The following is a 19300-nucleotide window of genomic DNA, read 5'->3' on the forward strand; positions in this document are numbered from 1 at the left end:
TGCGCGCCTGATACCTATCAAGTATTGAAATAATCGCAGTGCCAGCCTATGCGGCCTGCCTTGGCCGCGTCGTAGATGCAGGCAGCGATAACCATATCCTGGCTCGCATGCCCAACACTGCGAAAATAACTCAGACCCTGTTTTCGCCTTACCGGCAAAGGCTGTTCGACGACCAAAGCACTGATATCGCGAATATCCCTTTCACTCATTAGCGATAACGCCAACGCCTGCGCAATTTCCCCTGACTCACGTCGTGCAGCGTCCAAATCATCAACGTGAACCCGGGCATTGCGCAGTAATCGGGGATCAATTTCGCATGCCTGTAGCGTACTGCCACCAATTGCATTGATATGTGCATTGGGTTTGAGTTGATGCTCCCCAATCAAGGGAATCGGACTGTTATGGGAGGTGGTCGTACAGATAATGTCCGCATCAGCTAGTGCCTCATCCATGCTGTTGACAGCTTCGATCGACAGCGAAAGCTCAATAGCTAATCGCTCGGCCAATGCAGTACTTTGGGACAGACGACGGGAATATATCCTGACCAACCCCAGATCCCTGATAGCGGCCATCGCATTGATATGCTCAGCAGCCTGGGCCCCAGCACCTATCACTGCCAGATTGAGTCGCGCCCGCGGGCAGAGCTTGTCCGTCGCCAGCGCACTCATGGCACTGGTACGGATAGCCGTCAGGGTTGCGCTCTCGAGCATAGCCAGCAACTGCCCGGTTTCAATATCGATCAATAACACTGCACCATTGACCGCCGACAGCCCTTGTACGGTGTTGCGGGGATGAAACGACGACACCTTGATGCCGAGCGTCTGATTCTCAGGCAATAAGGCAGGCATGAATAAAGAAAACGCTGTTTGTCGCTGGTGAGTGATGATCGAACGCTGTGGAACTACGGGAGGCGATAATGCAAATCCCCGATGAGCGTCCTCTAGTGCACGAATAAGGTTTGGCAACTCGACACAACGTCTAATATCTTGGCGATTAAGAAGTAGCATGGCTTTTCTTTATTCCTTATAGGCTTTTCGGAGTCCATCCTTTCTCAAGCCGACAGCACTCATGCTTGAGTGCCCCCATCCACCGGCATCGCAATCCCGGTAACAAACGACGCATCCTGAGTGCTCAACCAATAAACCACGCTGGCGACCTCTTCTGCCTCGCAAATTCTGTTCAATGGGTGTAAGCGGCCAACTGCCTCCAGGTCGCCTCCCAGAATGCCAACCGATAGTGGCGTGCGGACAAACGCGGGACACACTGCGTTTATACGAATGCCAAAGGGCGCATATTCCCGGGCTGCGGCTCGGGTCATACCCACGAGTGCAGCTTGCTCATGGCATCCTTCCGTTATTTTTCTGTGACTGAAATTTCTTTGTAAACGGGCGCCCTATCCGATGGGGTAGCCTTGGGAATGGCTTTGTTTGGGAACTAAAAAGGTGCGCAAATAGGTGATCACCGGAGTGTTACACTGCTTGAGGCCAATAACTTTGATAGTGACAATACCCTGACCTGGACGCGACTTGGATTCACGCTTGGAGACCACCTCACTCTCGGCGTACAAGGTGTCGCCAACATAGACCGGATTTGGCAGGCGAATTTCGTCCCAACCCAAGTTCGCGATAGCCCGTGCACTCATTGTCGCAACCGTCATACCACTGACAATCGACAACGTCACCGAACTGTTGACCAGCAACTTCTCGAACTCAGTACGTTGCGCATAAGCAAGATCGATATGCGCAGGATGGTTATTCATGTTCACCAACGACTGCCATATGTTATCCAGCTCAGTCACAGTGCGGCCGGGGCGGTGTTCGAACACATCGCCTACGATAAACTCCTCATAATGCAGGCCATAAGATTCACGGTAACGATTAGCACCGATTCGCTCATGCGCTAGAATCATCGGTTCCATAAATTTTTCTCCTCAAAGACCCAGTTCTTGGGCGCGCCGGATCAATTTTCTGGCTTGCTTCACAAACGGCGGTCCCACCATGAGATTTTTTAGCTTTGTGATTTTTTCACCGCTGTTTTCCGCAGCCTGCACGACTGCTAGGGCATGCTCGTATTCAGCACTGGTTGGAGTGAAGGCATCATTGATCGTGGATATCTGCCGTGGATGTATAGCCGTCTTACCACTGAAGCCCAACTCCCTAGTGTGCTGTCTGCGAAATAGCTTTTCTAATTTTTCACCTACACTTCAGGTGTCATTTCCCCCTTGGAGAGCTTCAGGTGAGCGCACTGGACATTACGCTTAGCTCCGAAGAAAAGGCCGAACTGAACCGGCGCGTTCGCTCCGCCACCATTCCCCAGCGTGAAGGTCGTAGAGCACGCATTGTGCTGCTTGCAGCACAGGGCGAAACACGGGAAGAGATTGCACGACTGACTGGGTTTTCTCTCCCGACAGTCACCAACTGGTGCCAACGCTTTCAGTTGCTCCGGCTCGACGGATTGATTGATAAACCAGGTCGTGGACGCAAGTCGTCGCTGCCTGCCGATACTGTCCGCCGCGTCTTGGAGCAGGTCACGAAACCTCGCATTGGCGAGTCGCGATGGAGCTGCAGGAGTATGGCGAGAGCGGTCGGGATTTCTTCGAGTACGGTCCATAAGTTATGGGCTGCCAATGACTTGAAGCCTCATCTGACTCGCACCTTCAAGCTCTCAAACGATCCGCAGTTCGAACAGAAATTCTGGGATGTTATCGGCCTTTACCTGGCCCCGCCGGACAAGGCATTGGTGCTGTGTTGCGACGAAAAAAGCCAGGTGCAGGCCTTGGAACGCACGCAGCCTGGATTGCCTCTGGGCATCGGCCACATCCAGACGAAATCACATGATTACACCCGCCACGGCACGGTTACATTATTCGCTGCGCTGGATTATCTGCAGGGAAAATTGATCAGCAGCATCGAACGTCAACACCGTCATCAAGAGTGGTTGTCCTTCCTCAAGAAGATCAACAAGCAGACCCCCAAGAATCTCCAGCTTCACCTGATCGTCGATAACTATGCGACGCACAAGCACGCCGCCGTGAAAACCTGGCTGGCGAAGCACCCGCGTTTCCATATGCACTTCACACCGACGTCCAGCTCTTGGATGAACATGGTCGAACGATTTTTCCGAGACATCACGGTGTATCTACGAGACGGTAGCTTTGCCTCGGTGCGCGAGTTGGAATCCTCGATAACAACGTTCATGGCACTAAGAAATGCTCAGCCGACCCGGTACGTTTGGAACGCGAAAGGCGAGGAGATTTTGAGCAAAATCCAACGAGCTCGCGAGGCACTTGAGGCCGTACCATAGGGATAAATTATTTCGAAGACAGCACACTAGTGTCCAGGCACTCTTTCAGCAGCCCCGCCTCGTCATCTAGATTGAAGAACGCGGTGTCGAATGCGGGAATACCCGCTGCGCTAGCGGCCGCAACGATGCTGCCTCGTGCATGCAAGATGTTGCTCCAGCCGCCAATTTGCACACCCAAGCTGGCCGCGTAGTCGGCAGACCCGAAAATCAATCCATCGGCGCAGGATGCAATGGCATAAACGTCTCGCAGACAGGCAGGAGTTTCGACAGTGACCAGTATTTTTGGACTTTTTCCATCACAACTCAGATTGGCGCGAACTACGTCTATCTCGGCAGCCGCTTCGGTCATCGCCATAACAATGAACTCGGGGCGTTGTGCAAGCGACTGCACCAGCAATAGGTCGAGCAATCCTTCGTTTTGACGCAGAGGATTGATACGCAGTGCCGTGCGTTGTGAGACGTGTGAACGATAGAAATGCTCGACACACAATCGGGCCTTGACTTTTTGTGAGTGCGGAACACCGTCCTCCAGATCAATCACCATGACATCCGTCAAGGCGCTCTTGGCGTATTGCTCTGGGTTCAGCGCGGAGCAATACAATAAACTTCTCGGTATGGGCTTGGTCATCGCATTTTCTCAGTTGCAGGCAGGTTGCAGGTTCAGTCGGGCATGTTCGATCTCGGCGCGAACAACGGCGCAGAACTCCCGAATATCGTCATGTGACATGTCGGCACGCATCATCACGCGCAAACCTGATTTGTTCCTCGCCACGATGGGGAAGAAGACAGCTGAAGTGTAATACCCACGTTTAAAGACGCCCTCTGAAACGCCAACCGCCATGTCTGGACTGTCCAGAGGAATAACCCGAATCGGCAAACCAGAACCCGCATATTCAGTCGCAAACAAGCTGTCGAACAGGCGGATGTTGGAATTTAGCTTTTCTTGCAACACGCCCAGCTCAGAAGTCTTATGAATATCCAGGGAAGTCATCGCCGCACCGATGGTGGCGGGATTGACATACTGCGAGTAGGACATCGGCCCACCGAAGCGCCGGAAAATCTCCCGATAGTTAGCATGCTCCGACATGAATATGCCACCACCATTGGCCCCGAAAGCCTTGGCCAGTGAGTAAACCAACATTGTTCTTGGATTGAGTTCGGGCATGAATGTACGAATATATCCCTCACCCCGTTCGCCGTAAGCACTCAATGAGTGCGAATCATCAAAGTAAAGAAACAACCCATACTTTTCCTGCAGTTCCAGCAGGCGCTCGATAGGGGCACTACCTCCCATACTATAAGCACCGTCGGCTACATAGGCGACCAGCGGGTGGCGCTTACACATATCCTCAATGAACTCGACATCATTGTGATTACAGGTGACAACCTGCGTTTCATCGCCACAAATGGCTTTAACCTGATTTAGCGCAAAATGGGCATGCTTATCAAAAATCAAAAAAGGGCGCTGACCATCAGTAAAGATGCCCGCGGCCAGTAAAGGCAAAGACGCCACGATGCCGGCACTGCAGGAGGTCGCAGTGAATGCGTGACAGTTGAAATGAACAGACAAGGCCTCTTCTAGCTCATCGAGCTCTTTCAACCTTATTCTTATACGTGACGTAGGCAAATTCACGGTACCGCAACTCAACACATACTCTGCAGCACGTCGCGCCAGACGCTCATCGGTCTCGAGGCCCAAATATGAACAAGAGCACATATTCATGAACACATGACCATTCTGATCTTGCATCCGCCCTCCCCGCAGATGCCTTATACTCAAATCGGTTAACCCCGAATCTTGCGCAAGCATCCAAGATGGATTTCCGATCTCTACGGACCTAGCAGTATTTATGTACTTGTTTTTTTGCTCTGACATAAACCACCTCACTGTAAAGCACGACAAGCCCATTTAACAGGCCAGCGAACACCCTGACCTCTGTATGCCTAACTCGACCATTTACCACTCGAAGACTATCAAGCCACAACAGGAGAGATTTTCTCCACGAGGCCAAAAGCATGACTGCAACATCCTGAGCTATTCAGATACTTTCCGGTTCTTCTCCGGCCCTCATCCACCTAGCCATTACAGATCAATCGCACAAATCGATCCATACGATTAGCCTTTCACATTTAAATTCATTCAGCAATAGCAAAAATTCCGAAATTTTTGAATGAAATTTCTGTAAGAACTTTTACCTGAATATCGATAACTCATTGAACCGCACCAGAGAAATTTTACGCATTCAGCTATCCAAACAACTAAGTCATGTCTGAAAGGCCGACGGGGTAAGCCGGCGCGAGAAGTTTACTTTTATTGGGCGTATATACTTTCCGCGTTGTTCATCAAGTACTGGAACTGATCAAAATAACATCGAATGTAATGGCTAATGCCAGTCAGTTAAGACATCGCACGATGAAACCCTTGTGGGGGCGATGGTCTGGCATTCCGGCACACCACGCCCCTTTATTAAGAGTGACGCCTGCGCCAAGCCCCGGCACCCTTGCACCAGCCGCCCCAACGCGTGAAGCTAGCATCTAGCCCACGTCATGGAGAATTGCCTTGGATTGGCAAACCCTGCTTACCCGCGAACGCCTCGGCAAATCCCTGCACAGCCCCGAAGAACTGGGGCGCAGCCCATTTCACAAAGACCATGACCGGATCATTTTTTCTGGCGCCTTCCGCCGGCTGGGCCGCAAGACCCAGGTCCATCCGGTGTCCAGCAACGACCATATTCACACCCGACTGACGCACTCGCTGGAAGTCAGCTGCGTTGGCCGCTCTCTGGGCATGCGCGTGGGTGAAACCTTGCGCGACCGGCTGCCACAGTGGTGTGAACCCAGTGACCTGGGCATGGTGGTGCAGTCCGCCTGCCTTGCTCACGACATTGGCAACCCGCCTTTCGGGCACTCCGGCGAAGATGCCATTCGCCACTGGTTCCAGCAGGCCGCAGGACGCGGTTGGCTGGACGCCATGAGCGATGCCGAGCGCCTGGATTTCCTTAATTTCGAGGGCAATGCCCAAGGTTTCCGGGTGCTGACTCAACTGGAGTATCACCAGTTCGACGGCGGCACCCGGTTGACCTACGCAACCTTAGGCACTTACCTGAAATACCCCTGGACCGCCAGGCACGCCGATTCGCTCGGCTACAAAAAACACAAGTTCGGCTGCTACCAGAGCGAGCTGGCACTGCTGGAACAGATCGCCCACAAACTGCAATTGCCCCAGCTCGAAGACCAGCGCTGGGCGCGGCACCCCTTGGTGTATCTGATGGAGGCGGCGGATGACATCTGCTATGCCTTGATCGATCTGGAAGACGGTCTGGAAATGGGCCTGCTCGACTATCCAGAAGTCGAGGCACTGCTGCTGGGGCTGGTCGGTGACGATCTGCCGGAAACCTATCGGCAGTTGGGGCCCGGCGATTCCCGGCGGCGCAAGTTGGCCATACTGCGCGGCAAGGCGATCGAGCATCTGACCAACGCCGCCGCGCGGGCGTTTGTCGAGCAACAAGAGGCGCTGCTCAAAGGCTGCCTGGCGGGCGATCTGGTCGAACACATGCACGGCCCGGCCAAGCGCTGTGTGCTGAGCGCCAAGGACATGGCGCGCAAGAAAATCTTCCAGGACAAACGCAAGACGCTCCACGAAATCGGCGCCTACACCACGCTCGAAATCCTGCTCAACGCCTTTTGCGGCGCCGCACTGGAGCAACACGGTGGGCGTAGCCTGTCATTCAAGAATCAGCGCATCCTCGATCTGCTGGGTAATAACGCTCCCGACCCGTCCTGGCCGCTGCATGCCGCCTTTTTGCGGATGATTGATTTCATCGCAGGGATGACCGACAGCTATGCCACCGAAATGGCCCGGGAAATGACCGGTCGCTCAAGCCCACAATAAGCACATCACACGCCATCGACGTAAATGAAGAGCGTGGAATATTTCCGTTGTAGGAAAGGTCCCACGCTCTTCTGCAGAGGTTAAACAGATTTGTTTTTTAGCCATGAAGAGTTGTCACTTCAGCCTTGACAGCGCTACATCCCGGCTGAATTTGGTAAGCATATACTTCGTTTTCTGTAGGACTATTCCTATATGGCTCCCAACCCGCTTCCACCCCATGTCCCCATCAAGCTTCTGGGCTAAGGTGCGGCTTTTCTTTACAGCTGTGCGGGAACTTGAAATGAACTCTGTCTTTATCGTCGACGATCATCCGGTCATTCGCCTGGCGGTTCGCATACTGCTGGAAAATGAAGGTTATCGAGTGGTCGGCGAATCCGACAATGGCGTGGATGCCATGCAGATGGTCCGCGAATGCATGCCAGACTTGGTAATCCTCGATATCAGCATTCCAAAACTGGACGGCCTGGAAGTGCTGGCGCGATTCCACGCGATGAATGTGCCCTTGAAGATCCTGGTGCTGACGGCCCAGTCTCCCACCCTGTTCGCCATCCGATGCATGCAGTCGGGCGCCTCTGGTTATGTCTGCAAACAAGAAGACCTGACCGAGCTTTTGAGTGCGATTCGCGCGGTCATGTCCGGCTACAACTATTTCCCAAGCCAAGCCTTGAGTACCGTGCGCCAGGACGTCGACCCCAATGACGAAATCGAACTGTTCAAGGCCGTCAACGACCGTGAACTCATGGTGTTGCAATTGTTTGCCCAAGGTCGCACCAACAAGGAAATAGCCAAAGGCATGTTCCTGAGCAACAAGACTGTCAGCACCTACAAGAAACGACTGATGCAGAAACTCCAGGCCAGCTCGCTGGTTGAGCTGATCGAAATGGCGAAACGCAACGCGCTGGTATGAGAGTCAGCATGCCCACCCGACTCAAAGATGCCTGGCTACTGCTGGCAGGCATGTGCTTGTGCCTGGAGCTTGCAGCCAGCCCAGCCACCACCTCGCTGCAGCTACTGAGCCGTGCCGGCCCGGATCACCCGGTGCTGACACCCAGCGCCAGCCAGCAACGCTGGCTCCAGGCGCGCAACGAGTTGGTGCTGGGGACCTCGGCACCCGACTACCCGCCTTTCGACATGACCTCCAATGGCCGCCACTATGAAGGCCTGACCGCAGACTATGCTGCCATCGTGGCGGCAAGTGTGGGTCTTGAAGTTCGGGTCGAGCGCTTCGAAAGCCGGCAGGCGGCGGTACAGGCATTGCGCGATGGCAAGATCGATCTGCTGGGCAGTGCCAACAGCTTCGAGGCCGATACGTCCGACATTCGCCTGAGCATGCCGTATGCCGTCGATCAGCCCGTGCTGGTGACCCGGGAGAACGAACCCCGCTCATTGAGCGAGGGGCTGGACGGATTGCGCCTGAGCATGGTCTACCACTACTTGCCACTGGCGGAGGTTCGATCCAACTACCCAGGCGCCATCCTCCAGACCTACCCCTCTTACCAGAACGCCCTCAATGCTGTGGCCTTCGAAGAAGCCGATGTGTTTCTGGGCGACACTATTTCCACCCACTACCTGATCAACCAGGGCCACTTGCAGAATGTGAAGATGGCCAATTTTGGCCGCCATGAACCCATCGGTTTCAGCTTTGCCCTGCATCAGGACAACCAGGCGCTGCTGGAAATGGTCAATGCAACGTTGCAGGCCATTGCTCAAACGACCCGCGAGCGCATCTTCCGACGCTGGAGCGCGGGCAGCGATATTCTCTTGACCGATCACAAGTTGCAGCTCTCCAGGCGCGAGGAGCAGTGGCTCAGCGAGCACCCGGTGGTCCGGGTGGTGGTCAATGAACAGTACGCACCGCTGACGTTTTTCGACAAGGATGGCCACCTGCGCGGCATCACCGCCGACCTGCTCGAGCTGATTCGCCTACGAACCGGCCTGCGCTTCGAGATTGTCAAAAGCGAAAGCGTCGCTGACATGCTCATGCAACTGCGCCAAGGCAAGGCAGAACTGATTGCGGCCGCGCCGACCTCGGCCGAGCATGACACCCAACTGGCCATTGGCCGCCCGTATCTGGAAAACTCCTATGTACTGCTCACCCGTCAAAATCATGTTGAAGGTCCCGCCAAGCTCGAACACATGACAGGTCAACGACTGGCCATCGGCCGCGGCAACCCGTTGATCGACGATCTGCGCCAGCACTTCCCTGGCATTACCCTGGTGCAAACCGACAATGCCTACAGCGCAGCGCAACTTTTGGCCCAAGGCCAGGTTGAGGGTGCCGTCAGCGCACTGGTCATCGCCAATCACTTGATCGATGGCCAACCCTTCGAAGAAAAACTCACCATCAATTCAACCCTGGGCACCGACCAAGCGAGCTTCTCCCTCGCAACTGCCGCGCACAACACCACGCTGGCCTCTGTTCTCGACAAGGCACTGTTGAGCATCGCACCCGAAGAGCTGGGCATCATCAATAGCCGCTGGCGCGGCTATCGCGTTGCGAACGACGGCTGGCGAGGGCATGAGCGGTTAATCTACCAAGTGGTGCTCGGCTGCACTGCCCTGCTGATGCTCTCGCTGGCCTGGAATGCCTGGATGCGCCGGCAGATCAAATTGCGAGAAGAATCCAAACGCGCGCTGAACGATCAATTCGAATTCATGCGCGCATTGGTCAACGGCACCCCGCACCCCATTTATGTGCGCGATCGCGCGGGCCTGCTGCAAATGTGCAATGACAGCTACCTGCAAGCCTTTTCCACCACGAGAGAGGCAGTCATCGGCAAGGCCGTATTGAACACCCTGCCCATTGATTCGATCCGTGCCCGGCAAGTGCATGCCGACTATCAGCACGTCATGGACAACGGCCAGCCGATGATCCTGGACCGACAAATGCACATCAATGGTCGCTCGATGACCATCTACCACTGGATTCTGCCGTATCGTGATTCGCTGGGTGAACTGCAAGGCATCATTGGTGGATGGATCGATATCAGTGAACGTCGCCAGCTCATTGAGGCCCTGCACAAGGCCAAGGATCAGGCCGATGCGGCCAATCGCGCCAAGAGCACCTTCCTGGCCACCATGAGCCATGAAATCCGAACGCCCATGAATGCCTTGATCGGCATGCTCGAACTGGCCATCCAGCGGGCCGACTATGGCCACCTTGACCGCCCCGCCATTGAAGTGGCCTACAACTGTTCAAAGGATCTGCTTGAATTGATCGGTGACATACTCGACATTGCCCGTATCGAGTCCGGTCATATGGTCCTGAGCCCCGAGCGGGTCCACCTGGGCGAGCTGGTGGGCTCGGTGGTCCGTGTATTCGACGGCCTGGCGCGCCAAAAGCAACTGAGCCTGGCGCTGGAGCTGGACCCACGCGCCAATCGGGATGTGCTGATCGACCCTCTGCGCTTCAAGCAGATTCTCAGCAATCTGGTCAGCAATGCCATCAAGTTCACCGACCAGGGTGGCGTCACGCTGAAACTGAACCTGCTGCCTGAACCTGAGCCTGGACGCGATCAGTTGCGCCTCAATATCCAGGTCAGCGACACCGGCGTGGGGATCAGTCGACCCGACCAGCAGCGGCTGTTCGAACCCTTCGCTCAGGTCGATACCGCCCAGAACGGACGCGGCGGTGCAGGGTTGGGGTTGGTGATCTGCCGCAATCTTTGCCAATTGATGAAGGGTGTGCTCAGCCTGGACAGCGAACCCGGCCGGGGCACCTGCGTGAACATCAGCATGACCGTGCCTTGCCTTGAACCCTGTGATTTGCCTGCCCCCATAGCCCCTGCCCTGCCTACCCCTGATCAGGCCCTGAACGTGCTGGTGGTCGACGACCACCCTGCCAATCGCCTGCTGCTGTCCGAACAACTGAACTTCCTGGGCCTGCGCCACAGCGCCGCGGTGAACGGTGCACAAGGTCTGGAAAACTGGCTGCGGGGCGATTTCGATGTATTGATCGTCGACTGCAATATGCCCGTGATGAATGGCTACGACCTCACCCGTGCCTTGCGCGAGCATGAGCAGGCGCATGCCCTCAAACCCTGTACTGTGCTGGGCTACACCGCCAACGCGCAACCTGGCGAGCGCGAGCGATGCCTGGAGGCTGGTATGAATGATTGCCTGATAAAGCCCTTGAGCCTGGTGACATTGCGTCAACGACTGGCGCAGGTCTCGCGCAAGCCAGGCAGGTGCCTCGATCACGCACCCGTCTTTTCAGCGACGTCACTGGATAACCTGACGGGCAAAGATCCACTGATGCAACGACGCCTGCTCGAATCACTGCTGCAAAGCAACCTGGAGGATCGAGCCCTATTGAGTGCACTCGTCTGCCGCAAGGACGTGCCTGGGCTCAAGGACCTTGCGCATAAACTCAAGGGTGCGGCGCGGCTGGTTGAAGCACACACGCTGGAGCAAGCGTGCGAGCAGTTGGAAAGCCTCTGTACCCAGCACGAAGACTGGGTGCACATAAATCTACAGTGTCGAGTGCTTGCACAAGCGATGGTATCGCTGGAATCTGCACTCGATCAGTATTTGCGCGAAGCTCCGCCCATGGCTGCCGCAACTGCGTCGCCTGTATGAGGCCGTTTATCCAGTCGTTGGGGCATGTTTTGGAAAGCCCAGCAATTGGACACGGTTGATCCGGCCATGGTGCTGGCAAAGGCAGGGTTGGAAGGGTGATACAGGGGAGAGGGGTGAAGCAGGAGCGGCGCCTGGGCGCCGCTCCATCAGGCATCAGGCAACCGAATTGATCGGCTTTTCTGGATACCAGACGTCCATCAGCGGGCTGACTTCAACGTTAGTCAGTTCGCTGCGGCCCTTGAGCCAGGCTTCAACCTGGGCGCGCTGCTCTTCGCTGACCGAACCACGGTTGGACAGGCAGACCAGACCGTAGTCATCGCCACCGACATAGCCCAGGCCATTGGCCTCCATGGCTTCCTTCAGGAATGCATCGAGGAAAGCGTCGATAGCTTCATCCGCCAGGTCTTCCTTGAAGTCCAGGTTCAGCTCAAAACCCAACTCCTGGAATTCATCAACGCACAGTTTTTTGCGCAGACGGCGGGAACGGTTAGTGGCCATGAAACAATCCTCTTGAGTAATATCGCGCGGCACTTTACCAGTTTCGCCCGCCGCCTGCCTGACAAAAAGCATGCCACTGGCCGGTTGGAGCATCGGACTGACATGCTGTCACCCCTACAAGGCCGCGCTTGGGGCATAATGCCCGCTACATTTAATCGCAGGGGGGGCGTTCATTTTTCTGCCCTCGCATTTTCACCCCTCGCCCGCAGGGTTTTACTTCCATATGATCAAATCTTTACGTCCACTGCTGCTCGCCAGCCTGCTCGTTCCCCTGACCTTTTCGGTCAATGCCGCCGCCCTTAATACCACGCTTCCTCCCAAGGTCCAGCAAGCCATCAAGGCCAGCAAACTGCAGGACAACGCCCTGTCGCTGGTGATGCTGCCGCTCAATGGCCCGGGCACGCCAACGGTGTTCAACGCCGACGTGTCGGTCAACCCAGCGTCGACCATGAAGCTTGTGACCACCTATGCAGCCCTTGAAATGCTGGGGCCCACTTATCAGTGGAAAACCGAGTTCTACACCGACGGCACCCTGAGCAACGGTACCCTGCAGGGCAACCTTTACCTCAAGGGTGGTGGTGATCCAAAACTGAACATGGAAAAGCTCTGGTTGCTGATGCGCGACCTGCGCGCCAACGGCGTACAGAACATCACCGGCGACCTGGTGCTCGATCGCAGCTTTTTCAATCAGCCACAACTGCCTGAGTTCAATGATGATGGCGGCGATGATAACAAGCCCTTCCTGGTCAAGCCCGACTCACTCATGGTCAACCTCAAGGCCCTGCGCTTCGTGGCTCGCAACGACGGTGGCAAGGTGTTGGTGTCGGTCGAACCGCCCATCGCCAGCATCCGCATCGACAATCAGGTCAAATCCACAGCCGGCAACAAATGCACCGGCGATGTGCGTTACAACCCGGTGACCCAGGCCGATGGCGTCAGCATCACAGTGACCGGCCAGTTGGCCAACGGCTGTAGCTCACAAACCTACCTGTCGCTGCTCGACCACCCGACCTACGCGGCGGGCGCCGTGCGGGCGGTCTGGAATGAGCTGGGCGGTACCCTTCAGGGCCGTGACCGATTCGAAATCGTGCCCAAGAATGCGCGGTTACTGGCTCGGGCCTATTCGCCTGACCTGGTGGAGATCATTCGCGACATCAACAAGTACAGCAACAACACCATGGCTCAGCAGCTGTTCCTGAGCCTGGGCGCCAAGTACCGCACAGACGCCGACGGCGACGATGCCAAGGCCGCGCAACGGGTGGTACGCCAGTGGCTGGCGAAAAAAGGTATCACCGCTCCGCACCTGGTGATGGAGAACGGTTCAGGCCTGTCGCGTGCCGAGCGCGTCAGCGCACGGGAAATGGCCAGCATGCTGCAGGCTGCCTGGAAAAGCCCCTATGCCGCCGAATTCATCAGTTCGCTGCCCCTGACCGGCATGGACGGCACCATGCGCAAGCGCCTCAAGCGCACGGCCATGGCCGGTGAAGCCCACATCAAGACGGGAACGTTGAACACTGTACGCGCCATCGCTGGCTTCAGCCGCGACAGCAACGGCACGACCTGGGCGGTGGTTGCCATCCTCAACGACCCGCGCCCATGGGGTGCTTCGTCGGTACTCGACCAAGTGCTGCTGGAGCTGTATCGCCAGCCGAAGATTGCCGAGACGGCGTCCGTGTTGTAGGAGCAGAGTTTACTCGCGATGAGCGCGCCGCGGACCTGACTGATTACCGCGGTGACGCCATCGCAGCATAGGTATCTACACATCTTTTGGTGTACTGCATTTCGTAGCAGTGGACGAGTAGAACGAGGCCACGTCCGGCTGCGCAGCAGTCGTAAAACCTGGCACTTCAGTATTCAGATACACCGCGAGTACAGGCTTTGCGAGGACTACGTCCCCGGACCTGGCCTCGCTGAACTCGTCTACTGCTACGAATGTAGCCGCTGACGAGGTACGAGGCTGCGATCGGCAGCGAAGCGGCCGTAAAACCTGAGACCGTAATCCATCAGGCACACCGAAGGGCCTGAATTTACGACGGCTTCGCCGCCGATCGCAGCCTCGTACCTCGGCAGCGGCTACAAGAGCCGCGCTGCCCCAGAATTGTGTAGATACCTATGGCCATCGCAGGCAAGCCTAGCTCCTACAGCAATTCCCACTCCACCCGGTCACGCCCGCCCTGCTTGGCCGCATATACCCCGGAATCGGCGCGCAACAACAAGGCATCGCCACCCTCGCCACGGCGCCAGCCCGCCACGCCGAAGCTTGCGGTGACATAACCCACGCCCTCGACAGGCACGCCGCGCAACCCTTGCCAGAGCTCCATGGCCAACGAGTGGGCCTGCTCGGCATTGCTGCCCGGGCACAACACCATGAACTCTTCGCCCCCCAGCCGACAGAACACGTCGGAACGCCGCAGTCGCTGGCTGATTCGTTGACATAGGCTTTTCAGCACATGGTCGCCCATGGCATGGCCATACTGGTCGTTGATCCTTTTGAAGTGATCGATATCCAGCATGATCACCGCCAGGTCCAGGTGCTCCCGGTGGGCACGATCGAGTTCGGTTTTCAATCGTTCCTGGAAATAACGACGGTTATGGATGCCGGTCAAGGAATCGGTGATGGACAAGGCGCGCAATTCCTCTTCAACGCGCTTGAGGTCGGAAATATCTGTCAGGTAACCGTGCCACAGTGTGCCACCGTCCGGCAGGAGCTCAGGTGTGGCCTCTCCCCTCACCCAGCGCAGGCCGCGACGCGGCAACTGCACCCGGTACTCTTCGCGCCACGGGGTCAGGAAGGTGGCCGAGTCACGAATCGACGACCGCACCTGCGCAATGTCCTCAGGGTGTATACGTTCAAAGATTGCCGTGGCGTCCCGGCGCAAATGCTCCAGGTCGATTTCGTAGATGTCACGCAACCCTTCACTGGCGTAGGTGAAACATGAGCTGCCATCGGGGTTGAGCTGAAATTGATAGATGCCGCCGGGCACTTCCGCGGTCAGCTTTTCCAACAACCTGTCACGCGCCGCGAGTGCTTCGTAGACACGCTTGCGCTCGGTCACATCGATGCAAATGGCCAGGTGACCGACCCACAGCCCATGCTCATCGAGCACGGCGGTGGCAAGCATATTGGCCGTCAGGTGAGTGCCATTCTTGCGCACCAGCGTCCAGTCACGGGGCTGGCGGCCACCGTCCTCGATGGTTTCGGCCAACATGGCCTGGGCCACCGGAATCTCGCGGCCATAGCGCTGACTGAGCACGGTCGCGCGCGCCTGCAACTCCTCGTGCAAGATCAAGTCCTCCAGCATCAACCGACCGACCACCTCTTCGCTTCGGTAACCCAGCATCAGTTCAGCACCGGCGTTGAAGGTGCTGACCACGCCCCGCAGGTTGGTGGCGATAATCGCCACCTGAGTGGCCGCATTGAGCACGCTGCGCAATTGACCGTGGGTGCCGCGCAGCTCCTGTTCGCTGGCGCGAAGTTCAGCCGTCCGCTGTTCGACCAGGGTCAAGGCACGTTGACGCTGGCTGACCAGGTTGTACAACAGCGCGCTGAGCAGCAGGCTGAGCAGGCCGCCGAACAGCGCTACCACGTTGGCCGCGGAGGAATGGTTAGCCTGCATGAAGACTGCGCTGGGGCGGATATCGAGTCGGTAATTATGGTCGGCCATCCGCACTAACTGGCTTGCCGAGAGCTTGGCCACGTCGTCGTCGGCATTGGACTCGAACAGCACCTCGTGTTCGCCTGGCGCGGAGAGGTCCAGGATTCTGACCTCAAGGTTGTCCGGCGCCGTCGCCGGTAAACCTTCGGACATCAGTTGACGCATGCTCACCACAGCCATCACAAAACCCTTGAGTACTGATGTGCCGGGCGCGAACACCGGAGCCAGAATCAACACCCCGCGGGAATAGTCGGGTTCAAGCCCTACCAGGTCGATGGGCGTGGTAACGGTCATGCTGTCCGCGGCAGCCGCTTTGACAACCGCTGCGCGGCGAGCAGGATCTGAAAGCAGATCGAAACCCAACGGCCGCTCCAGCGCGCTCAATGACAGGCTGTAGAGCACCGGCAAGTATTCGTCGCGGGGTGACGCAGCGATCAATTGGTCAGCGGTGCTGGCCTCACGAATGGAAAAATTCGCAATGCCCTGCTCGCGCTCCGACTGCTCGAAGGCGGAGCGCTCGCCGCCTTTGATCCGGGGAGCCCAGGAATAGGCCAGTGTGCGACCCAAGAGCGGTCGGACATAGCCATCGAATTCGCTGCGGGTGACGTCTGTGGAGAACACGAAAAAACGTCGAAGTCCTTCCAGGCGTTGCACCTGGTCTTCAAAGCGTTCTTCAATCCGGCTGAAGCGTTCATTGGCCAGCAATTCGAAACGCTGGCGCAACTGACGCTGATACAGCTCATGCGTTGCCAGGGCCAATAGCGCCGTCAACAAGATACCTGCGGCAAAGGCCAGGGCAGCCACTATCCAGGCAGAGGCGTCCTCACTGATAAAGCCTAGAATCTTCGGGCGAACGGCCTGCAACGACATAAAGGGAACTCACAACGCCGGCGAACGGAGCTTCACAGTGGCTTTCCCTGATTTATAGCTATTCGCCATTATTTTGCCTAGCAATCATGTGACTATAGAGCCCTGCACTGCAGGGCTCTCGACCAGCCGTCGGATGACGCTTAGCGTGCCTGAATACGCCAGGCGCGGTGGATTTTGCTGTTGCGGGCAAAGTCCTGGTCCAGGGTCTGGGCACTGATTTCTTCAACCGCATAACGCTCGGCCAAATTGGCATCGAGTTCGAACTTGCGGAAATTGTTGGAGAAGTACAACACCCCGCCCGGCGCCAGGCGAGCGACGGCCATGTCCAGCAACTGGACGTGATCGCGCTGTACATCGAACACCCCTTCCATGCGCTTGGAATTGGAGAAGGTTGGCGGGTCGATGAAGATCAGGTCGAACTCTTCCCGGTTAGCCTCAAGCCAAGCCATGACATCGCCTTGCTCCAGACGGTTCTTGTCGGAGAAGCCATTGAGGGACAGGTTGCGACGCGCCCAATCCAGATAGGTTTTCGACAGGTCAACACTGGTGGTGCTGCGCGCGCCGCCCTTGGCCGCGTGCACACTGGCCGTGGCGGTGTAGCAGTACAGGTTGAGGAAACGCTTGCCTGCCGCCTCACGCTGGATGCGCATGCGCATCGGCCGGTGGTCCAGGAACAGACCGGTGTCCAGGTAATCGGTGAGGTTGACCAGCAACTTGACGCCACCTTCCTGGACCTCAAGGAACTGCCCTTGAGTGCTCTGGCGCTCGTACTGGCGGGTACCGCTCTGGCGCTCGCGACGCTTGACCACCACGCGGCTCTTGTCGATGTTCAACGCCTGCGGAATCGCTGCCAAGGCATCGAACAGACGCGCCTGGGCACGTTCGGGATCGACCGAACGCGGTGCTGCGTATTCCTGGACATGGACCCAGTCGTGATACAGGTCGATGGCCAGCGCATACTCAGGCATGTCGGCGTCATACACGCGATAGCAGGTGATGCCTTCGCGGCGCACCCACTTGCTCATCTGCTTGAGGTTCTTCTGCAGGCGGTTGGCAAACATCTGCCCGCCTTCACTCAGGCGCGCTTCCTCAACCACGGGAGCTGCGTTGCTGGATTTTGGGCTTTCGATTTCGCGCTGGGCGCGCTCTTCGCTGCTGCGACGCTCACCGGTCACGAACTGGTCAGGCTGAACCTTGATCAGCAACAGCTTGCAGGGCAAGGCACCGTTCCAGAATGCGTACTGCTTGTGACTGCGGATACCCATGCGCTTGCCCAGGTCCGGCGCGCCGGTGAATACCGCCGCTTCCCAGTTCAAGCAGGCCTGTCGCAGGCGTTCGCCAAGGTTTTGATAGAGATACAGCAAGCTCGCTTCGTCGCCCAGGCGCTCGCCATAAGGAGGGTTACAAATGACCAGGCCTTTCTGGTTCTGGTCCGGGCGCGGCTCGAAGGTCGCCACTTCACCCTGATAGATCTTGACCCACTCGCTCAAGCCGGCACGCTCAACGTTGTTACGCGCTGGCTGAATCAGTCGTGGGTCGGCCTCATAGCCGCGGATCCATAGGGGTTGGCGTGCCAGACCCGCATCAGCGCGTGCCTGCGCTTCTTCCTTGAGCTTGCGGAACATCGCCGGGACGTGGCCGAGCCAGGCCGAGAAACCCCAGCGCTCGCGCCGAAGGTTAGGCGCGATGTCGGCCGCGATCATCGCTGCCTCGACCAGGAAGGTACCCACGCCACACATCGGGTCCGCCAGCGCCCCGCCTTGGGCTGCTATGCGCGGCCAGCCGGCACGGATCAGCACCGCCGCGGCCAGGTTTTCCTTCAGTGGCGCAGCCCCTTGCTGCAGGCGGTAACCCCGTTGGTGCAGGCTGTGGCCAGAGAGATCCAGGGACAGGATCGCCTCGCCACGGTCCAGGCGCAGATGCACGCGCAGGTCCGGGTTGAGCTTGTCCACCGAGGGGCGCTCACCCGAGGGCGTGCGCAATTTATCGACGATGGCATCCTTGACCTTCAAGGCGCCGAAGTGAGTGTTATCGATGCCCGAACCATGCCCGCTGAACTCAACCGCCAGTGTGCCGTCGGGCAACAAGTGGTCTTGCCAGTCGACGTCATTGACGCCGTCGTAAAGATCGTCGGCGTTCTTCATGGAAAAACGCTTGAGCACCAGCAGCACGCGGTTGCCCAGGCGCGACCAGAGGCACAAACGGTAGGCGGTTTCCATGTCGGCGCTGCCGCGGATCGCCGATGTGTGCTCGCGCACATCCTCAAGGCCAAGGCCTGCGGCCTCCTCGGCAAGCAGTCCTTCGAGGCCCTTGGGGCAGGTGAGGTAGAGTTCGTAACGATCCGACATGGTTTTTCCAGAGTCTTGGCAATAGGTGAACGGGCAACGCATTGCCTGTTCGATGTTTGATCAAGCGCTTTTCAAACGGCGCCCGCGTGGCACCCTAAGGTGCCGTTTCCGCCTCGCAATCGACAGCTTTCTGCGCCAGCAAAATGCCTTTGATC

General features: G+C 57.3%; 14 protein-coding genes. 5 read left to right on the plus strand and 9 right to left on the minus strand.

The window, feature by feature from the left end; genetic code table 11:
* Window positions 1-17: 17 nt before the first annotated feature.
* From AC3IX4_RS20850 to AC3IX4_RS20865, 4 genes are all read right to left on the minus strand, one after another.
* On the minus strand, window positions 18-1007 hold the full coding sequence (locus tag AC3IX4_RS20850; RefSeq protein WP_489257279.1) for an ornithine cyclodeaminase family protein: 990 nt from the start codon (window positions 1005-1007) through the stop codon (window positions 18-20).
* Between the two features lie 59 nt (window positions 1008-1066).
* The gene (locus tag AC3IX4_RS20855; RefSeq protein ID WP_489257280.1) at window positions 1067-1324 is read right to left on the minus strand and encodes an SDR family NAD(P)-dependent oxidoreductase; all 258 of its coding nucleotides are present in this window, start codon (window positions 1322-1324) and stop codon (window positions 1067-1069) included.
* A 69-nt stretch (window positions 1325-1393) separates the two neighbouring features.
* Window positions 1394-1918: a MaoC family dehydratase gene (locus tag AC3IX4_RS20860; RefSeq protein WP_489257281.1), complete on the minus strand. Its 525-nt coding sequence runs from the start codon at window positions 1916-1918 to the stop codon at window positions 1394-1396.
* Window positions 1919-1930: 12 nt separating this feature from the next.
* On the minus strand, window positions 1931-2152 hold the full coding sequence (locus AC3IX4_RS20865) for an HpcH/HpaI aldolase/citrate lyase family protein (protein ID WP_489257282.1): 222 nt from the start codon (window positions 2150-2152) through the stop codon (window positions 1931-1933).
* 83 nt (window positions 2153-2235) lie between these two features.
* On the opposite strand from AC3IX4_RS20865, the gene AC3IX4_RS20870 reads away from it, so the two are divergent.
* Window positions 2236-3303, plus strand: coding sequence for an IS630 family transposase (locus AC3IX4_RS20870; RefSeq protein WP_489256307.1), 1068 nt, complete (start codon window positions 2236-2238; stop codon window positions 3301-3303).
* Between the two features lie 7 nt (window positions 3304-3310).
* On the opposite strand, the gene AC3IX4_RS20875 is transcribed toward AC3IX4_RS20870, so the two are convergent.
* Entirely contained in the window at window positions 3311-3931 is a 621-nt protein-coding gene (locus AC3IX4_RS20875) for an aldolase/citrate lyase family protein (protein WP_489257283.1), read from the minus strand.
* Window positions 3932-3940: 9 nt separating this feature from the next.
* The gene (locus AC3IX4_RS20880) at window positions 3941-5212 is read right to left on the minus strand and encodes an aminotransferase class I/II-fold pyridoxal phosphate-dependent enzyme (protein WP_489257284.1); all 1272 of its coding nucleotides are present in this window, start codon (window positions 5210-5212) and stop codon (window positions 3941-3943) included.
* Window positions 5213-5863: 651 nt separating this feature from the next.
* Here AC3IX4_RS20880 and AC3IX4_RS20885 point away from each other — a divergent pair.
* From AC3IX4_RS20885 to AC3IX4_RS20895, 3 genes are all read left to right on the plus strand, one after another.
* A complete protein-coding gene (locus AC3IX4_RS20885; protein WP_489257285.1) occupies window positions 5864-7195 on the plus strand; it encodes a deoxyguanosinetriphosphate triphosphohydrolase in 1332 nt (443 codons plus the stop codon).
* Window positions 7196-7475: 280 nt separating this feature from the next.
* Window positions 7476-8102: a response regulator gene (locus AC3IX4_RS20890; protein ID WP_489257286.1), complete on the plus strand. Its 627-nt coding sequence runs from the start codon at window positions 7476-7478 to the stop codon at window positions 8100-8102.
* An 8-nt stretch (window positions 8103-8110) separates the two neighbouring features.
* Window positions 8111-11773 carry a transporter substrate-binding domain-containing protein gene (locus tag AC3IX4_RS20895; RefSeq protein ID WP_489257287.1) on the plus strand — a complete coding sequence of 1221 codons (3663 nt, stop codon included), beginning with the start codon at window positions 8111-8113 and terminating at the stop codon, window positions 11771-11773.
* Window positions 11774-11926: 153 nt separating this feature from the next.
* On the opposite strand, the gene AC3IX4_RS20900 is transcribed toward AC3IX4_RS20895, so the two are convergent.
* On the minus strand, window positions 11927-12271 hold the full coding sequence (locus AC3IX4_RS20900; RefSeq protein WP_489257288.1) for a YggL family protein: 345 nt from the start codon (window positions 12269-12271) through the stop codon (window positions 11927-11929).
* A 223-nt stretch (window positions 12272-12494) separates the two neighbouring features.
* Between AC3IX4_RS20900 and dacB the strand changes: the two genes are divergently transcribed.
* Window positions 12495-13952 carry a D-alanyl-D-alanine carboxypeptidase/D-alanyl-D-alanine endopeptidase gene (dacB, locus tag AC3IX4_RS20905; RefSeq protein ID WP_489257289.1) on the plus strand — a complete coding sequence of 486 codons (1458 nt, stop codon included), beginning with the start codon at window positions 12495-12497 and terminating at the stop codon, window positions 13950-13952.
* A gap of 457 nt (window positions 13953-14409) precedes the next feature.
* On the opposite strand, the gene AC3IX4_RS20910 is transcribed toward dacB, so the two are convergent.
* Complete coding sequence (locus AC3IX4_RS20910) at window positions 14410-16797, minus strand: sensor domain-containing diguanylate cyclase (RefSeq protein WP_489257290.1); 2388 nt, start codon at window positions 16795-16797, stop codon at window positions 14410-14412.
* A 140-nt stretch (window positions 16798-16937) separates the two neighbouring features.
* Entirely contained in the window at window positions 16938-19145 is a 2208-nt protein-coding gene (gene rlmKL / locus AC3IX4_RS20915; protein WP_489257291.1) for a bifunctional 23S rRNA (guanine(2069)-N(7))-methyltransferase RlmK/23S rRNA (guanine(2445)-N(2))-methyltransferase RlmL, read from the minus strand.
* Between the last annotated feature and the right edge of the window lie 155 nt (window positions 19146-19300).

It is taken from the genome of Pseudomonas sp. KH_021 (genome assembly GCF_057838865.1).